This window comes from Nonomuraea pusilla (assembly GCF_900109355.1).
GTDB classification, from domain to species: Bacteria; Actinomycetota; Actinomycetes; order Streptosporangiales; family Streptosporangiaceae; genus Nonomuraea; species Nonomuraea pusilla.
The window spans coordinates 75,565-99,570 of record NZ_FOBF01000012.1; the positions used below are offsets into that span (position 1 = coordinate 75,565).

The 24,006-nt window shown below is 74.1% G+C and carries 21 protein-coding genes; 15 read left to right on the forward strand and 6 right to left on the reverse strand.

Features of this window, described 5'->3' with window-relative positions; translation table 11 throughout:
• The first annotated feature begins 6 nt into the window (after positions 1–6).
• Both BMX74_RS24335 and BMX74_RS24340 read left to right on the forward strand, forming a co-directional pair.
• Complete coding sequence (locus BMX74_RS24335; RefSeq protein WP_091103023.1) at positions 7–1,980, forward strand: ABC1 kinase family protein; 1,974 nt, start codon at positions 7–9, stop codon at positions 1,978–1,980.
• A 212-nt stretch (positions 1,981–2,192) separates the two neighbouring features.
• Positions 2,193–2,945 (forward strand): NADPH-dependent FMN reductase, encoded by a 753-nt coding sequence (locus BMX74_RS24340; RefSeq protein WP_091103024.1) that lies wholly within the window; start codon positions 2,193–2,195, stop codon positions 2,943–2,945.
• Positions 2,946–2,956: 11 nt separating this feature from the next.
• Here the strand turns inward: BMX74_RS24340 and arfB are convergent, their stop codons facing one another.
• A complete protein-coding gene (gene arfB, locus BMX74_RS24345; RefSeq protein WP_055502837.1) occupies positions 2,957–3,364 on the reverse strand; it encodes an alternative ribosome rescue aminoacyl-tRNA hydrolase ArfB in 408 nt (135 codons plus the stop codon).
• A 134-nt stretch (positions 3,365–3,498) separates the two neighbouring features.
• On the opposite strand from arfB, the gene BMX74_RS24350 reads away from it, so the two are divergent.
• The 5 genes from BMX74_RS24350 (at position 3,499) to BMX74_RS24370 (ending at position 9,689) form a co-directional block, all read left to right on the forward strand.
• Entirely contained in the window at positions 3,499–4,317 is an 819-nt protein-coding gene (locus BMX74_RS24350) for a hypothetical protein (protein ID WP_091103026.1), read from the forward strand.
• Positions 4,314–4,919, forward strand: a complete 606-nt coding sequence (locus tag BMX74_RS24355; RefSeq protein ID WP_055502835.1) for an HAD family hydrolase — start codon at positions 4,314–4,316, stop codon at positions 4,917–4,919. The genes BMX74_RS24350 and BMX74_RS24355 overlap by 4 nt, the downstream gene beginning before the upstream one ends.
• 46 nt (positions 4,920–4,965) lie before the next feature.
• Positions 4,966–6,774: an HSP90 family protein gene (locus BMX74_RS24360; RefSeq protein WP_091103028.1), complete on the forward strand. Its 1,809-nt coding sequence runs from the start codon at positions 4,966–4,968 to the stop codon at positions 6,772–6,774.
• On the forward strand, positions 6,767–7,870 hold the full coding sequence (locus tag BMX74_RS24365) for a hypothetical protein (protein WP_091103029.1): 1,104 nt from the start codon (positions 6,767–6,769) through the stop codon (positions 7,868–7,870). The genes BMX74_RS24360 and BMX74_RS24365 overlap by 8 nt, the downstream gene beginning before the upstream one ends.
• Positions 7,871–8,138: 268 nt before the next feature.
• On the forward strand, positions 8,139–9,689 hold the full coding sequence (locus BMX74_RS24370) for an alkaline phosphatase D family protein (RefSeq protein WP_091103031.1): 1,551 nt from the start codon (positions 8,139–8,141) through the stop codon (positions 9,687–9,689).
• Between the two features lie 206 nt (positions 9,690–9,895).
• Here the strand turns inward: BMX74_RS24370 and BMX74_RS24375 are convergent, their stop codons facing one another.
• Positions 9,896–11,527: an efflux RND transporter periplasmic adaptor subunit gene (locus tag BMX74_RS24375; protein ID WP_091103033.1), complete on the reverse strand. Its 1,632-nt coding sequence runs from the start codon at positions 11,525–11,527 to the stop codon at positions 9,896–9,898.
• 178 nt (positions 11,528–11,705) lie between these two features.
• On the opposite strand from BMX74_RS24375, the gene BMX74_RS24380 reads away from it, so the two are divergent.
• Genes BMX74_RS24380 through BMX74_RS24405 form a run of 6 tightly spaced genes read left to right on the forward strand, consistent with a single transcriptional unit; the run spans position 11,706 to position 17,463 of the window.
• Positions 11,706–12,836 (forward strand): efflux RND transporter periplasmic adaptor subunit, encoded by a 1,131-nt coding sequence (locus BMX74_RS24380; RefSeq protein ID WP_091103034.1) that lies wholly within the window; start codon positions 11,706–11,708, stop codon positions 12,834–12,836.
• Positions 12,833–13,564 carry an ABC transporter ATP-binding protein gene (locus tag BMX74_RS24385; RefSeq protein ID WP_091103036.1) on the forward strand — a complete coding sequence of 244 codons (732 nt, stop codon included), beginning with the start codon at positions 12,833–12,835 and terminating at the stop codon, positions 13,562–13,564. The genes BMX74_RS24380 and BMX74_RS24385 overlap by 4 nt, the downstream gene beginning before the upstream one ends.
• Complete coding sequence (locus BMX74_RS24390; protein WP_091103037.1) at positions 13,561–14,805, forward strand: ABC transporter permease; 1,245 nt, start codon at positions 13,561–13,563, stop codon at positions 14,803–14,805. Before BMX74_RS24385 ends, BMX74_RS24390 begins: the two co-directional genes overlap by 4 nt.
• A gap of 14 nt (positions 14,806–14,819) precedes the next feature.
• Entirely contained in the window at positions 14,820–15,329 is a 510-nt protein-coding gene (locus tag BMX74_RS24395) for a hypothetical protein (RefSeq protein ID WP_091103039.1), read from the forward strand.
• Positions 15,326–16,018, forward strand: coding sequence for a response regulator transcription factor (locus BMX74_RS24400; protein WP_055502827.1), 693 nt, complete (start codon positions 15,326–15,328; stop codon positions 16,016–16,018). The genes BMX74_RS24395 and BMX74_RS24400 overlap by 4 nt, the downstream gene beginning before the upstream one ends.
• Positions 16,015–17,463 carry a sensor histidine kinase gene (locus BMX74_RS24405; RefSeq protein ID WP_091103040.1) on the forward strand — a complete coding sequence of 483 codons (1,449 nt, stop codon included), beginning with the start codon at positions 16,015–16,017 and terminating at the stop codon, positions 17,461–17,463. Before BMX74_RS24400 ends, BMX74_RS24405 begins: the two co-directional genes overlap by 4 nt.
• Positions 17,464–17,520: 57 nt before the next feature.
• Here the strand turns inward: BMX74_RS24405 and BMX74_RS24410 are convergent, their stop codons facing one another.
• Positions 17,521–18,948, reverse strand: coding sequence for an FG-GAP and VCBS repeat-containing protein (locus BMX74_RS24410; RefSeq protein ID WP_091103042.1), 1,428 nt, complete (start codon positions 18,946–18,948; stop codon positions 17,521–17,523).
• 67 nt (positions 18,949–19,015) lie between these two features.
• Between BMX74_RS24410 and BMX74_RS24415 the strand changes: the two genes are divergently transcribed.
• Complete coding sequence (locus BMX74_RS24415) at positions 19,016–20,245, forward strand: cytochrome P450 (protein WP_082534831.1); 1,230 nt, start codon at positions 19,016–19,018, stop codon at positions 20,243–20,245.
• 43 nt (positions 20,246–20,288) lie between these two features.
• On the opposite strand, the gene BMX74_RS24420 is transcribed toward BMX74_RS24415, so the two are convergent.
• A complete protein-coding gene (locus BMX74_RS24420; protein WP_091103043.1) occupies positions 20,289–21,698 on the reverse strand; it encodes an MFS transporter in 1,410 nt (469 codons plus the stop codon).
• A gap of 26 nt (positions 21,699–21,724) precedes the next feature.
• On the reverse strand, positions 21,725–22,723 hold the full coding sequence (locus tag BMX74_RS24425; RefSeq protein WP_091103045.1) for a zinc-dependent alcohol dehydrogenase family protein: 999 nt from the start codon (positions 22,721–22,723) through the stop codon (positions 21,725–21,727).
• Positions 22,724–22,811: 88 nt separating this feature from the next.
• Between BMX74_RS24425 and BMX74_RS24430 the strand changes: the two genes are divergently transcribed.
• The gene (locus BMX74_RS24430) at positions 22,812–23,150 is read left to right on the forward strand and encodes an ArsR/SmtB family transcription factor (protein WP_055502822.1); all 339 of its coding nucleotides are present in this window, start codon (positions 22,812–22,814) and stop codon (positions 23,148–23,150) included.
• Between the two features lie 49 nt (positions 23,151–23,199).
• Here the strand turns inward: BMX74_RS24430 and BMX74_RS24435 are convergent, their stop codons facing one another.
• On the reverse strand, positions 23,200–23,949 hold the full coding sequence (locus BMX74_RS24435) for a GntR family transcriptional regulator (RefSeq protein WP_082534830.1): 750 nt from the start codon (positions 23,947–23,949) through the stop codon (positions 23,200–23,202).
• Positions 23,950–24,006: the final 57 nt, after the last annotated feature.

Genomic DNA, 24,006 nt, shown 5'->3' on the forward strand with positions numbered 1-24,006 from the left:
GTGCCCGTGGACCTACCCCTCGGGCTGGCGCTCTCCGTCACCGCGCTGCTGATGATCCTCGCACTGGCCGCGGTGACGCGGCGGCTGCTCGGCGTACGGCTCGGCGTGGTCAGGACCTTCCTGGCCGCGCTGCTCGCCTTCGCGCTCGCCCCGCCGATGCTCTCGCCGATACTCGACAGCTTCCGGGGCGTCGGCACGGGCGCCGACCCCGGCATCGGGCCGATGTGGCTGCTGTTCCTCGTCGTCATGTGCGTGGTGCTCATCCCCATGGTGATCCTCGTGCTGGCCGAGGCGCTGGTGCCGCCGGGCTCCGTCCCCGGCCCGCTGGAGGCGTTCCGCTCCTTACGCGGACGGGTGCGGCGAGGGCGGCGCTACTCGCAGATCACGCGGATCGCCATCAGGCACGGCCTCGGGCCGTACCTCAGGGGCAGGGGAGACCGGCCCGAGGACCGCACCGCCACGGTGCGCCTGGCCACCTCGCTGCGCCAGGCGCTCGACGAGGGCGGCGTCACCTTCGTCAAGCTCGGCCAGGTGCTGTCCACCCGGCGCGACCTGCTGCCGCCCGACTTCGCCGACGAGCTCGGGCGCCTGCAGGACCAGGTGGCGCCCGCGCCGTGGGAGCAGGTCGAGCCGGTGCTCGCCGCCGAACTGGGCGGGCCCGTCGAGGAGGTCTTCGCCGCGTTCGACCGCGTGCCGCTGGCCGCCGCCTCGATCGCCCAGGCCTACACCGCCCGCCTGCACTCCGGCGAGGACGTCGTGGTCAAGGTGCAGCGGCCCGGCATCGGGACCGTCGTCGCCAGGGACCTCGACATCGTCAGGAGGCTGGCCGCCACGCTGGAGTCCAGGACCCGCTGGGGCCGCTCGCTCGGCCTGCGCGTCCTGGCCGACGGGTTCGCCGCCGCCATCACGGAGGAACTGGACTTCCGGATCGAGGCGGCCAACATGGCGGCCGTCGCCGCCTCCGCCGGAGACGGCGCGGTCCACCCCGTCACCTACCCCGTCCCGTTCACCGGCCTGTGCACCGGACGCGTGCTCGTCATGCAGCGCCTGTCCGGCAGGCCGGTCACCGCCGCCTCGCCCGAGCAGGGCCCGAGGCTCGCCCGCGACCTGCTCGACTGCCTGCTCAGGCAGATCCTCGTCGAGGGCGTCTTCCACGCCGACCCCCACCCCGGCAACCTCATGATGCTCGACGACGGTACCCTCGGCCTGCTCGACTTCGGCTCCGTCGGACGCCTCGACGCCTCCGTGCGCGCCGCGCTGCAGCGCTTCCTGTTCGCCATGAACAGGCAGGACCCCCTCGGCGTCACCGACGCCCTGCTGGAGGTCGTGCCGAGGCCCGAGGAGATCGACGAGCCCGCGCTCGAACGCGCGCTCGGCCAGTTCATGGCCAGGCACCTCGGGCCCGGCATGAACAGCGTCCAGATGTTCACCGACCTGTTCAGGATCGTCTCCGTCCACGGGCTGTCCGTCCCGCCCGAGGTGGCCGCGGTCTTCCGCGCGCTGGCCACCCTGGAGGGCACCCTGGTCAGGCTGTCGCCCGGGTTCGACCTGATCGGCGAGGCCCGCGCGTTCGCCGACCGGTACCTCGCCGCGCAGGTCGCGCCCGGCACCGTCAAGGAGGCCGTCACGCAGGAGCTCACCGCGCTCCTGCCGACGCTGCGCCGCCTGCCCCGCCGGGTCGAGCGCATCGCCAGCGCCGCCGAGCACGGCCGGCTCGCCCTGAGCGTGCGGCTCCTCGCCGACGAACGCGACCGCCGCTACCTCACCGGGCTGGTCCACCAGGTGCTCCTCACCGTGCTCGGCGCCACCGCCGGGCTGATGGCGGTGCTCCTGCTCGGTGTCGAAGGCGGCCCGCGCGTGACGAGCACGACCACGCTCTTCCAGCTCATCGGCTACAACCTGCTGGTGATCTGCGCGATCCTCGTGCTGCGCGTGCTCATCCTCGTCTTCCGCCGCCCCCGCGACGGCGGCGCCGCCTGACCTCTCACGCTTCCTGAGGTCCCGGAGTTAGACGCGGGACGGCTGGGGCAGCACAAGCCGGTGACTCCCCATGCCAGGCCCGATCACGGACGCCCTTGCTCCCCGTGGCGCGCGAGGTTCATCCCTAGTGCGCCTCTTGACCAGCAGCTGGTCTTGGACATCCACGGCATCGGGCAGTTTTCCGCTAACACCGAGCCCCATGGGAGTAGAGGGTGAAAATCACCGGAATCGCCGCCAGCCTCCACGCGGGATCGTTCATCAACAGACTGCTGGACGCGGCGGGCGGCGAGCTGCCCGTGGGCGTGCGCCTCACCCGCTGGGACGGGCTCCGCGACATCCCGCCGTACGTCCCGCCGCACGCCGCGGGGCGGCCGCCGGAGCCGGTGCGCGACCTCGTCCGGGCCGTCGCCGGGTGCGACGGCGTCCTGCTGACCGCGCCCGAGCACAGCCTGCTGCCCGCCGAGCTGGCCCACGCCCTGGACTGGCTGACCGCCGCCGGCGAGCTGTCCGGCAGGCACGTCGCGGTCATGAGCGCGAGCGCGCGGGCCTGCGGCGCGATGTGGGCGCAGGCGGAGCTGTACAAGCGGCTGCTGGCGGCGGGCGCGGTGGTGATGGGCGGCGAGCTGGTGATCTCGCCCGACTGCCGCCACTTCGAGGACGACGGGCGCCTCGCGCCGTCGTACCTGCGTGACCAGGTGGTCGCGGTGCTCGCCCAGCTCTGCCCGGCCCCCGTCCACGCGCGCCTCCACGTGCCCGAGCCTGCGCCGGGGGCCGTGCCCGCGTCGGTGCGTGAGACTGTGTGCGAGCCGGTGCGTGAGCCGGTGCGTGAGACCGTGTGCGAGCCGGCCGCGATGGCCGTGCCGATCGCTGGGCCGATCGCTGGGCCGCTGGCCGTGCCGCTCGCCGTGCCGCTCGCCGTGCGCGAGCGTGCCCCTCTGGTGCGCGAGCCCGCCCTGTCCCGCTGAGCCCTGGCGGGTCAGAACTCCCTGCGCAGGCGCTTGACGTCGGAGCGGTGCTTCTTGGCGGCGATGCGCCGCTCCACCGCGCCCCTGCTCGGCTTCGTCGGACGCCGCCGCTTCGGCGGCGGCGCGATCGCCTCGCGCAGCCGCTGCGCCAGCCGGTGCTCGGCCGCCTCCCTGTTGCGCAGCTGGGAGCGGTACTCCGACGCGACGACCGTGATGGTCGCCGCGCCCAGCCGCTCCAGCGCGCGGGCCTTGAGCACCGGGGGCAGCGCCGTGCTGGCCGCCACGTCGAACACCAGCTCCACCCGGCTGTCGGTGGTGTTGACGCCCTGCCCGCCCGGGCCGGACGAGCGTGAGAAACGCCAGACGAGCTCGGCGTCGGGGATGACGACGGCGTCGTTGACGACCAGCGGGCCGGGCATGGGAGTGCGCTCCTGTTCGCGTCGCGGATATCGCGTATGTCTTCTGCCACCGTATCCGGGCGGGGTGGGCCCGCCGCAACGGCATTTCCCTGCCAAGATGGTCGATCATCCGGTACGGGAGGGGAAGGGGCGCCGTGGGCGGCATCGTCGGCGTGCACGGGATCGGCAAGTACGGCTACTACCTGGACGCGGGAGGGTCGGCCGGAGGCGCGGCCGAGGCCATGCGGCTCAAGTGGGACCGTTACCTGCGGGCGGGGCTCGGCGGGGAGGCCAGGCCGTACTTCAGCGAGATCGCCTTCTACGCCCACCACCTCCGCGAGGGGCAGCAGACGGGCGGCCCCAGGACGCGGGCGGCGGCGGAGGAGGCCACGCAGCGCGTCCTCGTCGAGTGGGCGAGGAACCTCGGGGTGGGCGAGCACGTCACCGGCGCGCTGAAGTCGTTCACCGGCTGGCTGCTCGGCAGGCTCGACGCGCGCTCGGCGGCGTTCGCCGAGCTGTTCGCGCCCGAGGTGGCGGTGTACCTGACCGACCAGGCGCGGCGCGAGCGGGCCCGCCAGGCGGTGGCCGACACCATCCGCAGGCGCGAGCCCTCGGTGGTGGTCGCGCACTCGCTCGGCAGCGTCGTCACCTACGAGGCCCTGTGGGCCAACCCCGAGCTGCGGGTGGACCTCCTCGTCACCCTCGGCAGCCCGCTCGGCATGCGCAACGTCGTCTTCGAGCGCCTGCTGCCCGCCCCGGTCGACGGGCGGGGCGAGCGGCCGAAGGGGGTCGCCCGCTGGGTGAACATCGCCGACAAGGACGACATCGCGGCCATACCCCCCGATCTGCGTGAAAGTTTCGCCGGCGTGGACGTCGAGGAACTGGTCAACCTCGACTGGATCGACTTCCACACGGTCGAGAAATACCTGGGCTGCCCCGCGCTCGATCCGCATCTGCGACCATTCCTCGTATGACGTGGATTGTCTTCGACTACGGCAGCGTCCTGTCCCTGCACCAGCCCGAGTCCGACGCCGACGCGATGGCGCGGGCGGTGGGCGCGGAGCCTGAGGCGTTCAAGCGCGCCTACTGGGAGCACCGGCTGGAGTTCGACCGGGCCGCGCTCACGCCGGCCGCGTACTGGTCGGCGGTGCTGGGCAGGCCCGCGGCCGCGGCCGAGGTGGCCCGCCTGGTCGCCATGGACATCGCGAGCTGGGCCTACCCCGACGAGGGCACCGTCGCCATCCTCGGCGAGCTGCTCGACGCGGGCGACGACGTGGCGCTGCTGTCCAACGCCCCCGTCTGCATCGCCGACGGCCTGGACGAGCTGCCGTGGGTCAGGTCCATCGCGCGGCGCTTCTACAGCGGCAGGATGGGCCTGGTGAAGCCCGACAGGGAGATCTTCGACGAGCTCGCCCGCGAGCTGGAGACCCACCCGTCCGAGATCGTCTTCATCGACGACCGCGCCGAGAACGTCAAGGGGGCCGAGGAGGCCGGCATGACCGGCATCCACTTCACCGGCGCCCCCGCCCTGCGCGAGTCGCTGCGGTCGGTGCGGCTGGCCGCCCAGGAGCCCTGACGCCGCGACCCGCGGGATGTCAGAGCCGTGATCTAGGGTGGCGCGGATGGACAACGCCTTCCAAGTCGACCTGCGCGGCGTGGTCGACCTGCTCAGCCGCCACCTGTACTCCAGCCCGCGCGTCTACGTGCGCGAGCTGCTCCAGAACGCGACCGACGCGATCACCGCGCGCCGGGCCGCCGAGCCCGGCGCGCCCGCCGCGGTGACCGTCACCGTGACCGACCCCGGCGGCGACGCCCGGGGCGGCGGCCTCGTCAGCGTCAGCGACACCGGCATCGGCCTGACCGAGCACGAGGTCCACGTCCTGCTGGCCACCATCGGCCGCTCGTCCAAGCGCGACGAGCTGGGCTTCTCCCGCCACGAGTTCCTCGGCCAGTTCGGCATCGGCCTGCTGTCGGGCTTCCTCGTCGCCGACGAGATCACCGTCGAGACCAGGTCCGCCCGCGGCGGGCCCACCATCCGGTGGACCGGCACGTCCGACGGCCGCTACCGGGTCGAGCCCGCAGCGACGGAATGGGCCGAGCCCGGCACCACCGTCACCCTGAGGGCCCGCCCCGACGCCGCCGAGTGGGTGACCGGGCGCACCGTCACCGAGCTGGCCCGGCTGTACGGCGCCCTGCTGCCGTTCGAGGTGACCGTCAACGGCCGCGGCGTCACGCTCGACGGGCCGCCGTGGCTGGCCGGGCACGCCTCGCCCGCCGCCAGGCGCTCCGCGCTGCGCGCCTACGGCGAGGAGCAGTTCGGCTTCGTCCCGCTCGACGTCGTCGACCTCGCCGTGCCCGAGGCCGGGCTCACCGGCGTCGCCTGCATCCTGCCCGCCCCCGCCAACCCCGCCGTCCGCGGCGCGCACCGCGTCTACCTCAAGCGCATGCTCCTCAGCGACAGCGCCGACGGCCTGCTGCCCGACTGGGCGTTCTTCGCCCGCTGCGTCGTCGACGCCACCGAGCTGCGCCCCACCGCCGGCCGCGAGGCGCTGTACGACGACGACCTGCTCGCGCACACCCGCGACGAGCTGGGCCGTCAGCTGCGCGACTGGCTCGTCCGCCTCGCCGAGACCGAGCCGGAACGCCTGCGGGCCTTCCTCGCCCTGCACCACCTCGGCGTCAAGGCGCTCGCGCTGCACGACGACGACCTGCTCAGGCTCGTCGACCGGCGGCTCGAGTTCGAGACCAGCGCGGGCCCGATGACCCTGGCCGCGTTCAGGGCCGTCCACCCGCAGGGCCGCTACACCACCAGCGTCGACGAGTTCCGCCAGCTCGCCGCCGTCTCCGCCGCGCAGGGCGTCGGCCTGGTCAACGCCGGCTACGTCCACGACGCCGAGATCCTCGCCGCGCTGCCCAGGATCGACCCCGCCGCCCGGCTCGACCGGCTCGACCCGGGCGAGCTGGCCACCCGCCTCGGGCCCGCCGACCCGGACGCCGAGCTGCGCGCCCGCCCCTTCCTCGCCGCCGCGGCCCGCGCGCTCGACCCGCTCGGCTGCCAGGTGGTGCTGCGCGACTTCGACCCTGCCGCGCTGCCCGCCCTCTACCTGACCAGCCGCGCCGCCCGCCACCACGCCGAGCTGCGCGACGCCCGCGACGCCGGCGACGAGCTGTGGGCCGACGTGCTCGGCGCCCTGGAGCGCTCGGTCGCCGCCGACCGGCCCAGCCTCGTGCTCAACCACCGCAACCCGCTCGTCTGGCGCGTCACCGGCCTGCCCGACCTGTCGCTCGCCGCCACCGCCGTCGAGGCGCTGTACGGCATGGCCCTGCTGCACGGCCACCACCCGCTGCGGCCCGCCGACACGGCCGCGCTCAACCGCTCGTTCCTCGGCCTGCTCGACTGGGCCGTCCAGGGAGGCCACGGCCGTGACTGAGGCGTACCAGGTGTACCGGATGCTCGCCGACGCGTGGGACCTGCCGTACGGCGAGGCCAGGACGGTCCTGCTCGAAGGGGCGCTGCGCGCCGCCGAGGACCTCCGCGACCCGAAGCTCGTCATCCAGGCGCGGCTCGACCTCACCAGGGCCTACCAGCACGGCGGCGAGCCGGTGAAGGCGTTCGCCACGTTCACGCGCAACCTCGCCGCGTACGACGCCGAGCCGGGCTCGTTCGAGGAGCGGCAGGTCAGGGGCCTGCTCTGGCAGTTCAAATGGATCATGGGCAGCATCCGGCGGTTCCCCGAGATCCCGCTGCGGCGCGCCCTCGACGCGCTCGACGACATGGAACGCCGCTACCGCCAGGCCGGTGGCCTCCTGCACGCCGTGTACGCCGCCCGCTGCGGCATGGCCAGGCACCTCGGCGACGACGAGGGCCTCGCCGAGTGGTTCCACCGCTGGCACGTCCAGCCGCGCGACGACCTGTCCGACTGCCAGGCGTGCGACATCGGCGCGCGCGCGTCCGCCCTGGCCTGCCTCGGCCGCGACGAGGAGGCGGTGGCGCTGGCCGCGCCGGTCGTGTCCGGCACGTTCACCTGCTCCTCCCAGCCGCAGGGCATCCTCACCGCCATGCTGCCGATCTACCTCAGGACCTCCCGGCCCGAGGAGGCCGCCGAGGCCCACAGGAAGGCGTACCGGCTGTGCCAGGGCGACCTCGCCTCCCTCGACGACCTCGGCGAGCACCTGGCGTTCTGCGCCCGCACCGGGAACGAGGCGCGCGGCCTGGAGATCCTCCAGCGCGAGCTGCCCCTGCTCGACCGGCCGCCGTCGCCCGGCCACGCCCAGCCGTTCATGGTGGGGGCGGCGCTCGTGCTGCGCCGCCTGGAGGAGACCGGGCACGGCGGCCTGACGGTCCTGCGGGGCGGGCGCGAGGTGCCGGTGCCGGAGCTGCGCGCGGCGATGGAGGCGGGCGCCAGGGAGATCGCGGCCAGGTTCGACGCCCGCAACGGCACCGACGTCCACACCCGCCGCCTGGAGGCCGACCTGGCGGCCCCGCCCATGACGCGGCCCCTGCCCCTGCTGCCCGGCGACGCCTGACCCGGCAGAAGAGGCCGCCCCTCCCTCTCGGGGTCGCGGCGTGACCGGCCGGGAGGGACCGCTTCTCCCTCTGGGGGGCGCGGCGTGACCGGCCGGGAGGGACCGTTTCTCCCTCTCGGGTCGCGGCGTGAGCGGTCGAAAGGGACCTCCCCTCCACTTCGCGTCGCGGCGTGACCAGGGCGGAGGGGGAGAGGAGGACCGACGTTGTTCATCCGTCCTTGACTCGGCTGTCACGGCAGGGTCAGCGCGGCGGGACATACCTGGTGGCGTGGACCGCAGATCCTTCCTCGCGGCTTCGGCCGCCACCCTGCTCACCCCGCGCACCACCAGAACCCTCGCGACCGACCCCTTCACCCTGGGCGTGGCCTCCGGCGACCCGTCCGCCGACGGCTTCGTCCTGTGGACGCGCCTGGCCGCCGACCCGCTGAGCGGCGACGGGCGCGGCGGCATGCCGTCGCGCGACGTGGACGTGGAGTGGCAGGTCGCCGCCGACGAGCGCTTCTCGACCGTCGTCAGGTCCGGCACCGCCGCCGCCCGGCCCGGGGCGGCGCACAGCGTCCACGTCGAGGTCGCCGGGCTCGAACCCGGCCGCGACTACTTCTACCGGTTCAGGAGCGAGGGCAGGGTGTCCCCGGCCGGGCGCACCAGGACGGCGTCCGCGGGCGAGGCGCCGCTGACGTTCGCGGTGGCCGCCTGCGCCCACTACGAGCACGGCTACTACGGCGCCTACCGCCGCCTCGCCGAGCAGGAGCCGGAGCTGGTCGTCTTCCTCGGCGACTACATGTACGAGTACGCCCCCAGCGGCTACACCGCCCTGGCCGGCCGGGTCCGCACCCACAGCCCCGGCAAGTGCGAGACGCTGGCCGACTACCGGCTGCGGCACGCCCAGTACAAGAGCGACCCCGACCTGCAGGCCGCGCACGCGGTCGCGCCGTGGCTGGCGGCGTTCGACGACCACGAGATCGAGAACAACTGGGCGGGCGACGTCTCCAGCACCGGCGCCGCCGGGTTCACCCGCCGCAGGGCCGACGCCTTCCGCGCCTACTACGAGAACATGCCGCTGCGGCGCGGCAGCCTCCAGGGCGCCGTCCTGCGGGTGAACCGGCGCGTCTCCTGGGGGACGCTCGCCCGCTTCCACCTGCTCGACACCCGGCAGTTCCGCGACGACCAGGCGTGCCTCGACGGCGTGCGGGCCGGTTGCGACGAACGGCTGGACGCGCGGCGCACCCTGCTCGGCGCCGGCCAGTGGCGCTGGCTGGAGGAGGGGCTGCGCGGCTCCGGCACCCGGTGGAACCTGCTCGGCCAGCAGATCATGATGGCGCAGCGCGACTACAAGGTCGGCCCGGGTCGTGAGGTGAACCTCGACTCGTGGGACGGCTACGCCGCCGAGCGGACGCGGCTGCTCGGGTCGCTCGCGGGCACGTCCAACCCGGTCGTGCTCACCGGCGACGCGCACATGCACCACCTGGCCGAGCTGAAGACCGACTTCGACGACCCGGACGCGCCGGTGGTGGCCAGGGAACTCGTCACCACGTCCATCGCCAGCGACGGCGACGGCTACCGCGACAGGACGTGGATCGCCGAGGCGCTCCAGGAGAACCCGCACATCTCCTTCATCGACCAGCGGCGCGGCTACCTCATGGCCAGGTTGACCCGCGACGAGCTGTCGGTCGACTTCCGCACTCTCGACTACATCTCCCGCAAGGGCGCCCCGGCGAGGACCGCGCACCGCGTGACCATCCCGGCCTCCGAGCGGCCGCCGTCGCAGGCGGCCCGGGACGCCGCCGCGGCCCACGCGGGCCCGCCCGGCCGCGACTGACCATCTTGCCCTCTCCGGCCGTCCGGCCGCGACTGACCGTCTTGCCCTCTCCGGCCGTCCGGCTGGGCAGGCGCGTCACCGCTTCGGGTGGCCCCGGTACACGCGCCGCCTGTTCAGCCGCGCGGGCACGCCGCCTCCCCGTCCCGTCCGGGGCGCGGGTTCCCCGGTTCGCTGGGAGGAAGCTGAAAGCGGGCTGCGGATTCGCTTCAGGCCCCCGGCCAGCTCGGGTCAGGGAACTCGCCGGAGGCCCCGCCGGAGATCACCACCTGGTCGCGCTCGCCCAGCCCGGACACCACCTCGACGTACTGGTCGCCGCGCACCCCGGTCTTGACGGTCCTCGCCGCGTCCCTCCCGCCCGACCGCACGGTCACGACGGAGGTGCCGTCGGGGCGGCTGCGCACCGCCGACGCCGGGACGTACAGGGCGTCCTCGGAGGTCCCCGTCGTCACGGTGACCGAGGCGGACTGGCCGAGCATGAGCCCGGCGGGCGGGTCGTCGAACGAGACCGTCACCGCGTACCGGACGAGCCTGCCGTCCACGGTCGCGGTCGGCGCGATGTGGGTGACGGCGCCCTCGTACGTCTCGCCAGGACGGGTGGCCAGGGTGACGCGGGCCCGCTGGCCGAGCTTGAGCCGGTTCACGTCCGACTCGGTGACCATGGCCTCGACCTGCAGCTCGTCGAGGTCGCCCAGGCTGATGAACGTGCTGCTCCCCGCCGCGTCGCCGGGGGAGCCGGCGACCGACAGCACGGTCCCGGCGACGGGGGCGACGATCCTGGTCGCCCGGACGGCGTCGGCCGCCTCCTCCAGCGCCGCCTCGGCGCGGTCGACGTCCGCCTCGGCCTGCTCCTTGCTCGTGCCGCCCGCGCCGCAGGCGCCGCCGTTCCCGGACGTGCCCGGCGTGGCGTCCGTGCCCGGCCGGCCGGAGGTTCCGCCGTTCTTCCTGCCGCCGGGCCCGGTGCTCGGCCCGGTGCTCGGCCTGGTGCTCGGCCCGGTGCTCGGCCTGGTGCTCGGGCCGGTGCTCGGGCCGGTGGTGGGCCGTCCGCTCGGCGGGCGCGTCCCCGTGGGGGACGGGGAGGCCGACGGGGCGGGGGACGGCGCCCCGGACTCCCGCGCGCCGCCTCCGGGGACGTCACCGGGCGCGCCGTCGCCGGGCGTGCCCCCCGGCTCCCCACCGCCTGAGGCGCCGCCCCCAGGGGTTGCGCCGCCGCCCGGAGGGGCGGTGACGGTCGAGGTGGCCCTGGCCGTGGCGGTGGCCGTGGTGGTGACGGTCGCGGTGACGGTGGCGGTGGCCGTCGCGGTGACGGTCGCCGTGGCGGTCACCGTGACCGTGGCGGTGGCCTCAGGTGCGGGCTGCGGCTGCGTGGGAGCCGCACCGGCGTCCCGCGTCGCCGGCGGCGACGCTGCTCCCTGCGGCGGGCCGGACGGGCCGAGGGCGCCCCCGGCTCCCGGCGCGGCGGGTGACGACGGCGTGCAGGTGGCCGACGAGGCGTCGGTGAGGGCTTCCTCGGCGGCGGCCAGGTCCGCCTTCGCGGCGGCGTGGCCCTCGCGGGCGGTGCGGCTGTCGATCCTGGCCAGCACCTGCCCCTTGCGTACCCTGGCCCCGGCCTTGACGTACACCTTGGTCACCGTGCCCGGCGCGCCGAAGGCCAGGTCCCTGCGGGAGCCGTCCACGGTGCTGCCCGCCGCCGTCACCGAGGCCGTGACCAGGCCGCGCCGCGCGGCGGCCAGCCGTACCTGGACGGCGGGCGGGGCGTCGTCCCCGAGCGCGAGCGCCAGGCCGCCTCCGGCGGCGAGCACGGCGAGGGCGAGCCCGCCCAGCGCGAAAGTCCGTCTCATGGCGTTCCATCATGGCCGCGCAGGTTCACGCGGGCCTGCGAGCGGGCTCAGAGTTCCCCGGGAGCGCCGGGACGCCCGCCGCCGTTGTCAGCGAACCTTCAGCTCGCTCGCGGCTGCGGCGCAGGCTCGTGTGCAAGGGTCACCGGCTGTGAAGGTGTCGACGAGGCGCAGAGCGCTGATGACCAACGGAGCGCTGACGGTGCTCCTGCTGGGCGGTGCCGTGCTCGCCTACGCCCAGCTCGGCACGGACCCGGCCGCGGGCGACGTGACCGTCAGGACGGTGACCGCGGGACGCGGCACGGTGGTGGCGGCGGTGTCCGCCTCCGGCGCGGTGGAGAGCGCGCGGAGCAGGTCGCTGTCGTTCGGGGTGAGCGGCACGGTCGAGCGCGTGTACGTCAAGGCCGGGGACAAGGTCGCCAAGGGCGACATCCTGGCGACGCTGGACGACGCCGTCGCGCGGGAGAACCTGTCGGCCGCGAAGGCCGCCTACGACGGCGCGGCCGAGGACGGCACGTCCACCGCGAAGCTCTACGCCGCCTACGTCAAGGCACGCAACGCCTACAGGGAGGCCAGGCGGGCCGTCGCGGCGACCGTGCTGAAGGCGCCGTTCGCGGGCACGGTCACGGCCGTGAACGGGGCGGTCGGCGGGTCGGCGTCGGGGACGTCCTCGGGCTCGGCGTCGGCGGGGTCCGGAGGTTCCGGAGGTTCCGGGGGAGCCGGGGGGACGGCGTCAGCGGCGTCGCAGACCTCCGGCCAGGGGTCCGGCTTCGTCGAGCTGGCCGACCCCGCGAAGCTGCGGATCGTCGGCTCGTTCACCGAGTCGGACGTCGCCAGGCTGAAGAAGGGCCAGACGGCCGCGATCACGTTCGACGCCCTGCCCGGCGTGACCGCCGCCGGGAAGGTCACCCAGATCCAGCCGGTCGCGGCCACCAGCGACAACGTCGTGCAGTACCCGGTCACCGTGACGTTCGCGAAGGCGCCCGCGCAGGTGCGGCTGGGCCAGACCGCCACGGTGGAGGTGGAGGTCGGCCGGGCCGAGAACGTGGTCACGGTGCCGTCCACGGCGGTGTCCACGAGCGGCGGCCAGACGACGGTGACGCTGCTGAGGGACGGCCGCCAGGTCAGGACGCCGGTCGAGGTCGGCGTGCGGGGCGGCGCGCTCACCGAGATCACGTCGGGCGTGTCGGAGGGCGACCTGATCGTGCCCCCCGCCACGGCGACGACGGGCACCATGGGCAACGGCCCGCGCCAGGGCGGTTTCGGCGGCGGCGGCTTCCCCGGCGGCGGCATGCCGGGAGGCGGGCGATGACGGCCCCCGTCCTGCAGGTGAAGGACCTCGTCAAGGAGTACGGCGAGGGCGACGCGAAGGTGCGCGCGCTGCGCGGCGTCTCGCTGGAGGTGGAGCGCGGCGACTATGTGGCCGTCATGGGCGCGTCCGGCTCAGGCAAGTCCACGCTCATGAACATCCTGGGCTGCCTGGACGTCCCCACCTCCGGCCGGTACCTGATCGACGGCGCGGACGTCGGCAGCCTGGACGAGCACCGGCTCGCGGTCCTGCGCAACCGCAGGGTGGGGTTCGTCTTCCAGTCGTTCAACCTGATCCCGCGCATGAGCGCGCTGGCCAACGTGGAGCTGCCGCTCGTCTACGGCGGCGTCGGCCAGGCGGAGCGCCGCGCCCGCGCGCTGGAGGCGCTGGAGCGGGTCGGCCTGGCCGAGCGCGTCCACCACGAGCCGAACCAGCTCTCGGGCGGCCAGCAGCAGCGGGTCGCGGTGGCCAGGGCACTGGTGACGGCGCCGGCGCTGCTGCTCGCGGACGAGCCCACCGGCAACCTCGACACCGCCTCCACCAGGGACGTGCTGCGCATCCTGGACGAGCTGAGCGAGTCAGGACGCACGATCGTCCTCATCACGCACGAGGACGACGTCGCCGCGCACGCCAAGCGGGTGATCAGGCTGGTGGACGGCGAGATCGTCGAGGACCGCCGCCAGGCGCCGGTGGGCGGGCCGCCGCCCCGGCGGACGGGGGCGGCCAGGTGAACCAGGTCGAGATCCTCCGCTTCGCCCTGCGCGGCCTGCTCGCCAACAAGATGCGCAGCGCGCTGACCACGCTCGGCATCCTCATCGGCGTGGCGGCGGTGATCCTGCTGGTCGCGGTCGGAGAGGGGTCGTCGCGCAGCATCCAGCAGAACATCCAGCGGCTGGGCGCCAACACGCTGACGATCTCGCCGTCGTTCTCGGGCGGCGGCGGGTTCGGCGGCCCCGGGGGCGGCGGGGGCGGCAACACCGGGCCGCGCACCCAGGCCAGGCCGCTCACCCTGGCCGACGCGAAGGCCCTCACCGACAGGGCGGCGGCGCCGTCCGTCAGGAGCGTGTCGCCGGTCGTCACGGCCGGTTCCGCGACCGCCGCGTACGGCGCCGCCAGCCACTCCGTCGCGCAGCTCGTCGGCACCTACCCGAGCTACTTCGAGGCCACCAACAAGCCCGTCGAGCAGGGCACGTACTTCTTCAACGACGACGTGCTCGCGGCGCGCAAGGTGATCGTGCTGGGCCGCACCGTCGTCGAGGAGCTGTTCGGCACGGTCGATCCCGTCGGCAAGCAGGTCAGCGTGTCGGGCGTGCCGTTCACCGTGGTGGGGGTGCTGAAGGAGGCCGGCTCCAGCGGGACGCAGGACGCCGACGACGTCGCCGTCGCCCCGCTGCCTGCCGTGCAGCAGAGCCTGAGCGGGTTCGGCTCGCTCAGCTCGATCGTCGTGCAGGCCACCGGGGCCGCCGCCACCACGACGGCCCAGGCCGAGGTGACCGCGGTGCTCAACCAGCGGCACGGCGTCACGACCAGCCCCGACTACCGCATACTCAACCAGGCCACCCTGCAGGAGACGGTCAGCGAGGCGACCGGCACGTTCACGGTGCTGCTCGCCGCCGTCGCGGCCATCTCGCTGCTGGTGGGCGGCATCGGCATCACGAACATCATGCTGGTCACGGTGACCGAGCGCACCCGCGAGATCGGCATCCGCAAGGCCGTCGGCGCGCCCAGGGGCGCGATCCTCGGCCAGTTCCTCATGGAGGCCACCCTGCTCAGCCTCGTCGGCGGGCTGCTCGGGGTGCTGGTGGCGTTCGCGGGGACGAGGTTCGCCATCGCCGGCATCCAGCCGGTCCTCGTGCCGTCGTCGGTCGCGCTCGCGCTGGGCGTGTCGGTGGGGATCGGGCTGTTCTTCGGTGGTTACCCCGCCAACCGGGCGGCTGGGCTCAGGCCGATCCAGGCGTTGCGTCACGAGTGAAGGAGACACATCACATGGCGGAGCTCGACTCCTCGCCGTTCCAGGACGACCTGCGGGAGGAGCTGGCGGCGCAGCCGCGCAGGGGCGTGTCCAGGCTGACGGTGGGCCTGGCCGCGGGCGTCGTCCTGGTCGCCGGGATCCTCATCGGCATCCAGGCGGGCCGGCTGTCCGGCTCGCCGTCCGCGGCGTCCGCGCCGTCCGGGCTGTCAGGGACGTTCGCCGGGCAGCGGCAGCCCGGCGCGGGCGGCCTGCCGGGCGGCTACGGCCAGCGCGGCGCGGCGCAGGGCGGGGGCGGCACGATGGGGACGGTGGAGAAGGTCGAGGACGGCAAGGTCTACGTCTTGACGACGGACGGCTCCACGGTCACGGTGACCACCACCGGCGAGACCGCCGTCCGCGTCACCGCCCCCGGCGAGGTGTCGGACCTGAAGCCGGGCAGCACCGTCGTGGTCCGCGGGCAGCGGGGGCAGGACGGCACGGTGGCGGCGTCCTCGATCACCGAAGGGGGAGGCTTCGGCCGATGAGCGAGCCCGAGGCCAGACTGCTGGTCGTCGACGACGAGCCGAACATCAGGGAGCTGTTCTCGGCGAGCCTGCGCATGGCCGGGTTCGAGGTGCTGACGGCCGCCGACGGCAGGCAGGCGCTCAAGGTGGCCGAGGAGAGCAGCCCCGACCTGGTCATGCTCGACATGATGCTGCCCGACATCGACGGCATGGCGGTCGCGGCCCGGCTGCGCTCGCGCGGCCGGCGGGTGCCGGTGCTGTTCGTCACCGCCAAGGACACGCCGGAGGACCGCCTCGCCGGCCTCGGGCTCGGCGAGGACTACGTCACCAAGCCGTTCAGCCTGGAGGAGGTCATCGCCCGCATCAGGGCCGTGCTGCGCAGGACCAGGCGCGGCGCGCCCCCGCCGAACCGGCTGCGGGCCGGCGATCTGGAGCTGGACGAGGAGAGCCACGAGGCGTGGCGCGACGGCACGCCGGTGAGGTTGTCGCCCACCGAGTTCCGGCTGCTACGGTACTTCATGCTCAACGCGGGGCGAGTGCTGTCGAAGACGCAGATCCTGGACAACGTCTGGAACGGTGACTGGCGCACCGACGTCGGCCTGGTCGAGTCGTACGTCTCCTACCTCCGCCGCAAGATCGACACCGGCGACCCCAAGTACCTCCACACCCTGCGCGGCGTCGGCTACATCCTGCGCGCGCCGAAGGAATGAGGAAGCACCTCGCGCGCACCCCGCTGTGGCTGCGCCTGGTCTCCGCCACCCTGTTGCTGGTCACCCTCGCCATCGCGCTGACCGGGCTGTTCGCGGTGCGGCTGCTGCGCGGCTACCTGGTCGAGCGGGTCGACCAGCAGCTCAGGGCCGCCAGCACGCCCATGCGTGAGCCGCCGCCGCAGCGCGAGCCGCCGGCCGCGCCGCGCCCGCAGCGCTTCTTCGGCCTGTTCCACGCCGTCGTCCTCGACGCGAACGGCCTGGTCGTGCGGACCGTCAGCGAGTCCACCGAGACGCACACGCCCGACCTGCCGCGGCTCACCGCCGCGGGCGTCGCCGCGCTCGGGGGACGGCCGTTCACCGTGGAGTCGCGCGGCGGCGAGGGGCCGAGCTGGCGGGTCGTCGCCATCCCGGTGCGCGACGGCGAGAGCCGCGTCATCGCCGTCAGCCTGGGCGACGTCGACGCCACCGTCTCCCAGCTCGGCGTCATCGTGGGCGTCGGCGGCGGCGGCATCCTGCTCGTGCTCGGCTTCGCCTGCTACTGGCTCGTACGCCGCAGCCTGCGCCCCCTCGGGGAGATCGCGCGGACCGCCAAGGGCATCGCGGGCGGCGACCTGTCGCGCCGGGTGCCGCTGTGGGCGGCCACCACGGAGGTCGGCAAGCTGGGCAGGGCGCTCAACACCATGCTGGCCCGCATCGAGGTGGCCGTGCGCGAGCGCGAGGCGGCGGCCGAGTCGGCCCGCAGGTCGGCCGACGCGGCGCGGCGCTCCGAGGAGCTGATGCGCAGGTTCATGGCCGACGCCTCGCACGAGCTGCGCACGCCGCTGACGTCCATCAGGGGGTTCGCGGAGCTGTACCGGCTGGGCGAGGACAAGGACCTCGGAGAGGCGGTGCGGCTGCTCGGCAGGATCGAGGGGCAGGCCGCGCGGATGGGGCTGCTGGTCGAGGACATGCTGCTGCTGGCCAGGCTCGACCAGCGGCGCGCGCTCGACCTGCGACCCGTGGACCTGCTCAGCCTCGCCGCCACCGCCGTCATCGACGCGCAGACGCTGGCCCCCGAGCGCAGGATCGACCTCGTACGGCTCGACGGGGGAGAGGGCCCGGTCATGGTGACGGGCGACGAGCCGCGGCTCGGCCAGGTGGTGGGCAACCTCGTCACGAACGCGCTGACCCACACGCCGCCCGGCACGGCGTTCCAGGTCCGCGTCGGGGTCGAGGACGGCGCCGCGGTGCTGGAGGTGGCCGACGAGGGGCCGGGGTTCCCGCAGGAGGTGGCCGAGCGGGTGTTCGAGCGGTTCTACCGGGCCGACCCGGCCCGCGGCGCCGGAGGGTCCGGCCTCGGGCTGTCGATCGCGGCCACCCTGGTCGAGGCGCACGGCGGGACGATCTCGGCCACGTCGAGCGAGGGCAAGGGCGCCACCTTCCGCGTCACCCTCCGGCCCGCCTGAGCCGGGCGTCGCCTTCCGGCCCGGCTGAGCCGGCCCGGTGCCCGGGCGTCCGCAGGGTCAGCCGAAGGCGTAGCCGTACAGGCCGGTGCCCTCGGTGAGCCGGCGGAGCCTGCCGAGCCGGAGCGAGGAGCCGCGCACCCCCGGCGCGTACAGGACGAGGCCCTGGTCGGGGGCGGCGGCCACGAGCGCGTCGAGCGGGCGGCCCGCCGACAGGGGGCGGAAGCGGCCGCCCCGGGCGGGCACCGCCGCCAGCGCCGCGCCGAAGTCGCGTCCCTCGCCCTTGACGAGCAGGTCGCCCCGGCGGGTCAGCCCGCCCGGCCGCCCGCCGCGCACCACCTGGACGGCCCGCTCGCCCGGCACGCCGATCGCGAGGTCGTCGTTCCCGTCGCCGTTGAAGTCGCCCGCCGCGAGCGCCGCGCCGAACCGGTCGTAGTAGCGCGGAACCCCGGTGAGTGAGCGCTGCGACCACGCCTCGCTGCCCGCCGCGCGCAGGCCGCCGCCCGAGCCGTACAGGACGTCCACGGTGCCGTCGCCGTAGTCCATGGCCCGCTGGTTCGCGCTCAGCCCCTCGCCGGGCACGCCGACGGCCAGGTCGTCGCGGCCGTCGCCGTTGAAGTCGCCGGTGGCCAGCGCCGCGCCGAACCCGTCCCACTTCTCCGCCGCGCCCGCGATGCCGGGCGTCGCCTGCGTGAACCGCCGCGCCGCGTGCGCCTTCACGTCGAGCACGGTGACCGACCCCTGCCCGTCCAGGGGGGCGCTGTCGGCGGGGGCGCCGACGGCCAGCTCGTCGCGGCCGTCGCCGTCGAAGTCGCCCGCGGCGAGCGTGGCGCCCCACTGGTCGGTCACGCCCGCCGCCTGCCGCACCCAGCGCGTGCCCTGCGTGACCTGTTCAGGACCGCGGCCCTTCATCCAGTACACCGTCACCGCCCCGCCCGTACGGTGGCCGGGCGCGCCGACGGCGAGCTCGTCGCGGCCGTCGCCGTCGAAGTCCCCGGCCGCCAGCGACGCTCCGAACCTGTCGCTCGACGGCCGCCGCAGCGCGAGCCCGCTCTTCCAGGCCAGCCCGCCGGGCGAGCCGTGGAAGACCTCGACGACGCCGTTGCCGTCGGCCCCGGGCACCCGGGCCCCCGCGAACTCCTCCGACACCCCGACCGCCAGGTCCGCGCAGCCGTCGCCGTCGAAGTCGCCCACGGCCAGCGCCGAGCCGAACGCGTCGCCGGGCTCCGCGCCGTCCTGGGTGAGCCTGTCCTGACGCCCGGAGCCATACAGGACGGTGACGGACCCGGCGCGCCGGTCGTCGTACGGGGCCGCCACCGCGAGGTCGGGACGCCCGTCGCCGTCGAAGTCGGAGGGGTGGCCGCCGCAGCCGCGCGTGACGGCCTGCGCCGCCACGGAGACGGGCCCCGGGACGGGGCCGGAAGCCGTGCCCGGGAAGGCGCCGATCCCGAGGGGGAGAGCCAGGCAGGCCGTGAGCAGGAGCTTCATACCGCGATTAATGTCCGGCCCACCCGAACCGGGTCTTAACGCCGCGGGAACGTGCCAGGATAGTCCGGTGGACATCGACCTCGCGGATTTGGATTTCTGGCGCAAGCCACTCAAAGAGCGGAACGAAGCGTTCGCCCGGCTCCGGCAGATCGAGCACCCGGTGTTCTTCCCCGAGAAGAAGGTGCCGTTCCTGCGGTCCGGAAAGGGCTTCTACGCCCTGGTCAGGCACGCCGACGTCGTCGAGGCCAGCCGCAACGCCAAGGTCTTCTCCAGCGAGCCGGCCGTCACCAATCCCGAGCCGCCCGGCTGGGTGAAGCAGGTGTTCGGCGAGTCCATGGTGAACATGGACGACCCGCGCCATGCCCGCCTGCGCAGGATCGTCACCCGCTCGTTCAGCCCCCGCATGCTGGCGAACCTGCAGGGCGACATCGAGGCGGCCTGCGCCCGCATCGTCGACGACGTCGTCAGCGACGGCGCCCGCGACTTCGTCGGCCAGGTCGCCGCCCGGCTGCCCATCCACGTCATCTGCGACATGCTGGACATCCCCGAGGAGATGCGGGAGCGGGTCCACAAGCACGTCGACATCTCCACGGCCTACACCGGCATCCGTCCCAGCCTGGCCCGTACGATCCAGATGGCCGGGCAGAACATGCTGGCCCTGCTCGCCCTGCAGCGCATGGTGATCAAGCTCGGCCACGACCGCGCCGCCGACCCCAAGGGCGACCTGATCTCCCTGCTCGTCACCGCCAACCCCGACGGAGAGAAGCTCACCGACCGCGAGCTGGGCTCGTTCTTCGCGCTGCTCCTGGTGGCGGGCAACGAGACGGCCCGCAACACGATGGCCCACGGCATCAAGCTGCTCACCGACAACCCGGCGCAGCGCGAGCTGCTGACGAGCGACTTCGACACCCACATCAACGGCGCCATCGAGGAGATGGTCCGCTACGTCTCGCCCATCATGCAGTTCCGCCGCACCGTCACCCAGGACTACTCGCTGCGCGGGCTGGAGCTGAAGAAGGGCGACAAGGTCGTGCTGTTCTACGGCTCGGCCAACCGCGACGAGTCCGTCTTCCCCGACCCCGACACGTTCGACATCACCCGCGACACCAAGCCGCACGTCGGCTTCGGCGGCCCCGGGCCGCACTTCTGCCTCGGCGCGAACCTCGCCAGGCAGGAACTGCGGACCATGTTCCGCGAGCTGCTGACCAGGCTCCCCGAGGTCCGCACCGTCGGCGAGCCCGAGCTGCTGCTGTCCAACTTCGACAACAGCGTCCGCAGCCAGCCCTTCACCTTCTGACGGCGCGGGCGGGCCCGCCTGGCCCGCCGCTCGGGGCCCGGGGTCAGGGGCGGGTGGGCGGCTGCTCGGTGAGGACGTTGGTCCTGATCGTGAGGAACGTGATCAGCGCGGACGCGAGCATCATCGCGGCGCTGACCAGCATCGCCGTGCGGAACCCCGCGTCGAACACCGGCGGGTTCTCGAAGGCGTCGCCGACGAGGCCCACGAGCGGCGGCACCGCCGCCACCGACAGCAGGCTGCCGGTACGCGCCACCGCGTTGTTGACCCCGCTGGCGGTGCCCGCGTAACGGTCGTCGGCCGTGGCCAGGACGGTGCTGGTCAGCGGCGCGACCGCGGCCGACAGCCCGAGCCCGAACACCGTCACCGACGGCAGCACCTGCAGGGCGTACGACGCGCCGAACCCGATGGTGGACATCCACAGGAACGAGGCCCCGGCCAGCAGGATCCCGGCCGTCATGAGCAGCCGGGGCCCGTACCGCCTGGCGACCTCGCCCGCCCTGGCCGACAGCAGCAGCATGAGCAGCGTGGCCGGCAGCAGCGCCAGCCCCGCCGCGAGCGGCGAGAACCCCGACACCACCTGGAGCTGGACGACGAGCAGGAAGAACACCACGCCCATGGCGGCGTACATGATGAGGGTGACGACGTTGACCGCGGTGAACACGCGGCTCCTGAAGAGCCCGACGGGCACCAGCGCGGCGGGCGACCTGCGGATCTCCGTCACCACGAACGCGACGGCCAGGGCCACGCCCGCGACCAGCGGCGCCGCCGCCTCCTTCCTGATCAGCCCGTACGCGATGAGGGTCAGCGAGAGCGCGGCGAGCGCCGCGCCGAGCACGTCGAAGCGGCCGGAGGCCCGCTCGTCCCTGCTCTCGGGCACGTGCCGCAGCGCCACCGCCACGACGACCACCGCGAGCGGCGGGTTGATCAGGAACACCCAGCGCCAGCCGACGGTCTGCACCAGCCAGCCGCCGAGGAACGGGCCGACGGCGGCGGCCACCCCGCCGAGGCCGGACCACAGGCCCACCGCCCTCGGCCGGTCCTCCCTGGCGAACGACGCCTGGATGATCGCCAGCGAGCCCGGCGTCAGCAGCGCGCCGCCGACGCCCTGCAGCGCCCGCGCGCCGACGAGGAACTCGATCGTGGGGGACAGGCCGCACAGCGCCGACGCGACCGCGAACCAGACGGTGCCGACGAGGAAGATCTTGCGCCTGCCGTACCGGTCGCCGAGCGAGCCGCCCAGCAGGATGAGCCCCGCCAGGGTGACCATGTAGGCGTTGACCGTCCACTGCAGGCCCTCCATGCCCGCGTCGAGCTCCCTGCCGAGGAAGGGCAGGGCGACGTTCACGACGGTGCCGTCGAGCAGCGCGAGGCCGGAGCCCAGCACGGTCGCCGCGAGGATCCACCGCCCTCGCGGCGACCGCAGCGCGGTGGAGGCGTTGTCCATGGGTGTCATCCTGTCATCCCTGCTCGCGCAGGGGTTCAGCGGGCCGGAGTGATGACGATCTTGCCGATCTGCGTGTTCGACTCCAGGTGCCGGTGCGCCTCGACGACCTCCTCCAGCGGGAACACGCGGTCCACGACGGCGCGGAAGACGCCGGTGCGCAGTCCGGAGGCGACGAACGCGGCACCGCGACGCAGCCGCTCGGGATCCCTGGTGATCTCCAGCACGGTGTACGTCCGCAGGTTCAGCGCGGGCATGCCCAGCTCGAACCCGGGGTACGGGGTCGGCTGCCCGCTCTGCGCGCCCCACAGGAACAGGGTGCCGCCGGGCGCCACGGCCCTGGCGAGGCCGGTGACACCGGGCCCGGCGACGGCGTCGAAGACGTACTCGGCGCCCCGGCCGCCGGTGAGCTCCAGCACGCGGGCCGGCACGTCCTCCTCGTCCGAGACGATCACCTCGGCCGCGCCCTCCTCGATCAGCCGCTCCCTCTTGGCCCTGGTGCGGGTGACGGCGACGGGCGTGGCGCCGAGGCGGTTCGCGGTGTGGATCGCGGCCACGCCGACGCTGCTGGAGGCCGCGTTGACCACCGTCACGTCGCCCGGCCGCACGCCGCCCACCTCCACCATCGCGCCGTACGCGGTCAGGTAGGGCATCCACACGGCCGCGCCGGAGACGGCGTCCAGCCCGCCGGGGCGGGGCAGGAGCGCCGACGCGGGGACGAGCGCGCGCTCGGCGTACACGCCGTAGTCGTTGGGGGAGAAGGCCGGCAGGACGCTGACGGGCTGTCCCTCGCCGAACCCGGTGACACCGGGCCCGACCGCCTCGACCACCCCGGCGGCCTCGGTGCCGAGCCTGGCGGGGAACCGTTTGACGGGCTCGATGTACGTGCCGCGGCGGAACAGCGCCTCCGCCCGGTTGACGCCGATCGCGTCCACCCGGATCAGTGCCTCGCCGGGGCCGGGCCGGCCCGGGTCCAGGTCCTCCACCCGCAGCACCTCGGGCCCGCCGGTCTCGTGGAAACGCACTGTCGTGGCCATGTCACGTCCTTCGGTCGTGGGAACGGGCCCACTGTGGCCCAGAAGTACGATGGCTGTCAAACTTCGATGGCCGTCGTACCATTGGGCCATGGGACGTACGCCGCCGCATCCTGACTCCTCGCAGTTCGACCTCCAGCGGGTGCTGGAGGCCCTCGTCGACCCGGTGCGCCGCAGCATCGTCACGCAGCTCGACGCGTCGGGCGAGGACGTCGCCTGCGGCGGCTTCGACCTCCCGGTCAGCAAGTCCACCGCCACCCACCACTTCACGGTGCTGCGCGAGGCGGGCCTGATCAGGCAGTACTACGTCGGCACCTCGCGGATGAACGCCCTGCGCAGGGCGGAGCTGGACGACGTGTTCCCCGGCCTGCTCGACGCCCTCGTCAGAGCGGGACGCGCCAGGCCTGGACATGACGAGGCCCGGACATGACGAGGCCCGCCGGCGACCCGAGGGTCGCCGGCGGGCCGGTGAGGTCTCGCTACTCGCCGCTGGGTGAGGCGGCCCGCCGGGGCTTCTTGCCCGCGCGGCCGTCGGGCACGGGGGCGCGCCCCGCCGCGTGGTCGGCGAACGCCTCGCCCGCCGCGACGGGGTCGCCGTCGCGCAGCAGCGACACCAGACGCCCGTGCTCGTCGGCCATGGCGTGCCAGTCGCCCTCGAACAGCGGGTCGGCGATGGCGCGCAGCGCGCGCAGGCTGGGCTCCAGCACCTCCCACATGCGGAACAGGAACGGGTTGGCCGCGATCTGGCTGACCCGCGTGTGGAACGCTATGTCGGCGTCGCGGAACTGGCTGACGTCGTTGGCCGCCACCGCGCGGTGCATCTGCTCCACCAGCTCGTCGAGCTCGGCGAGGTTGTCCTCGGTCATGTGCTCGGCGGCCAGCTGCGCGGCCAGCCGTTCGAGGGGTTCGCGCACCTGGCGGGCGTACTCGGCGTCCTGCGTGGAGATCTCCACGACGAAGTTGCCGCGCCGGGGCACGTGCATGAGCAGGCCCTCGCGGGCGAGCTGCTTGACCGCCTCGCGCACCGGTGCTTGACTCACCCCGAGACGGCGCGCGATCTCCGACTCCACCACCCGCTCGTTCGGCGCGAGATCGCCCTCGACGATGGCCTGGCGGAGCAGCACGTACACCTGGTCGGAGATCAGGGTGTTGCGAAACCGGTCCTTGTTGGTGGCCAGGGTGGAGGCGAAGCCGCCGGTCGTGCGATTCGCTTGCCGTGTCGATGCCATGAAAGTCCCATCATGCGATACCGCGAGCCGCCGGATCCATGATACTGGCGATCATCG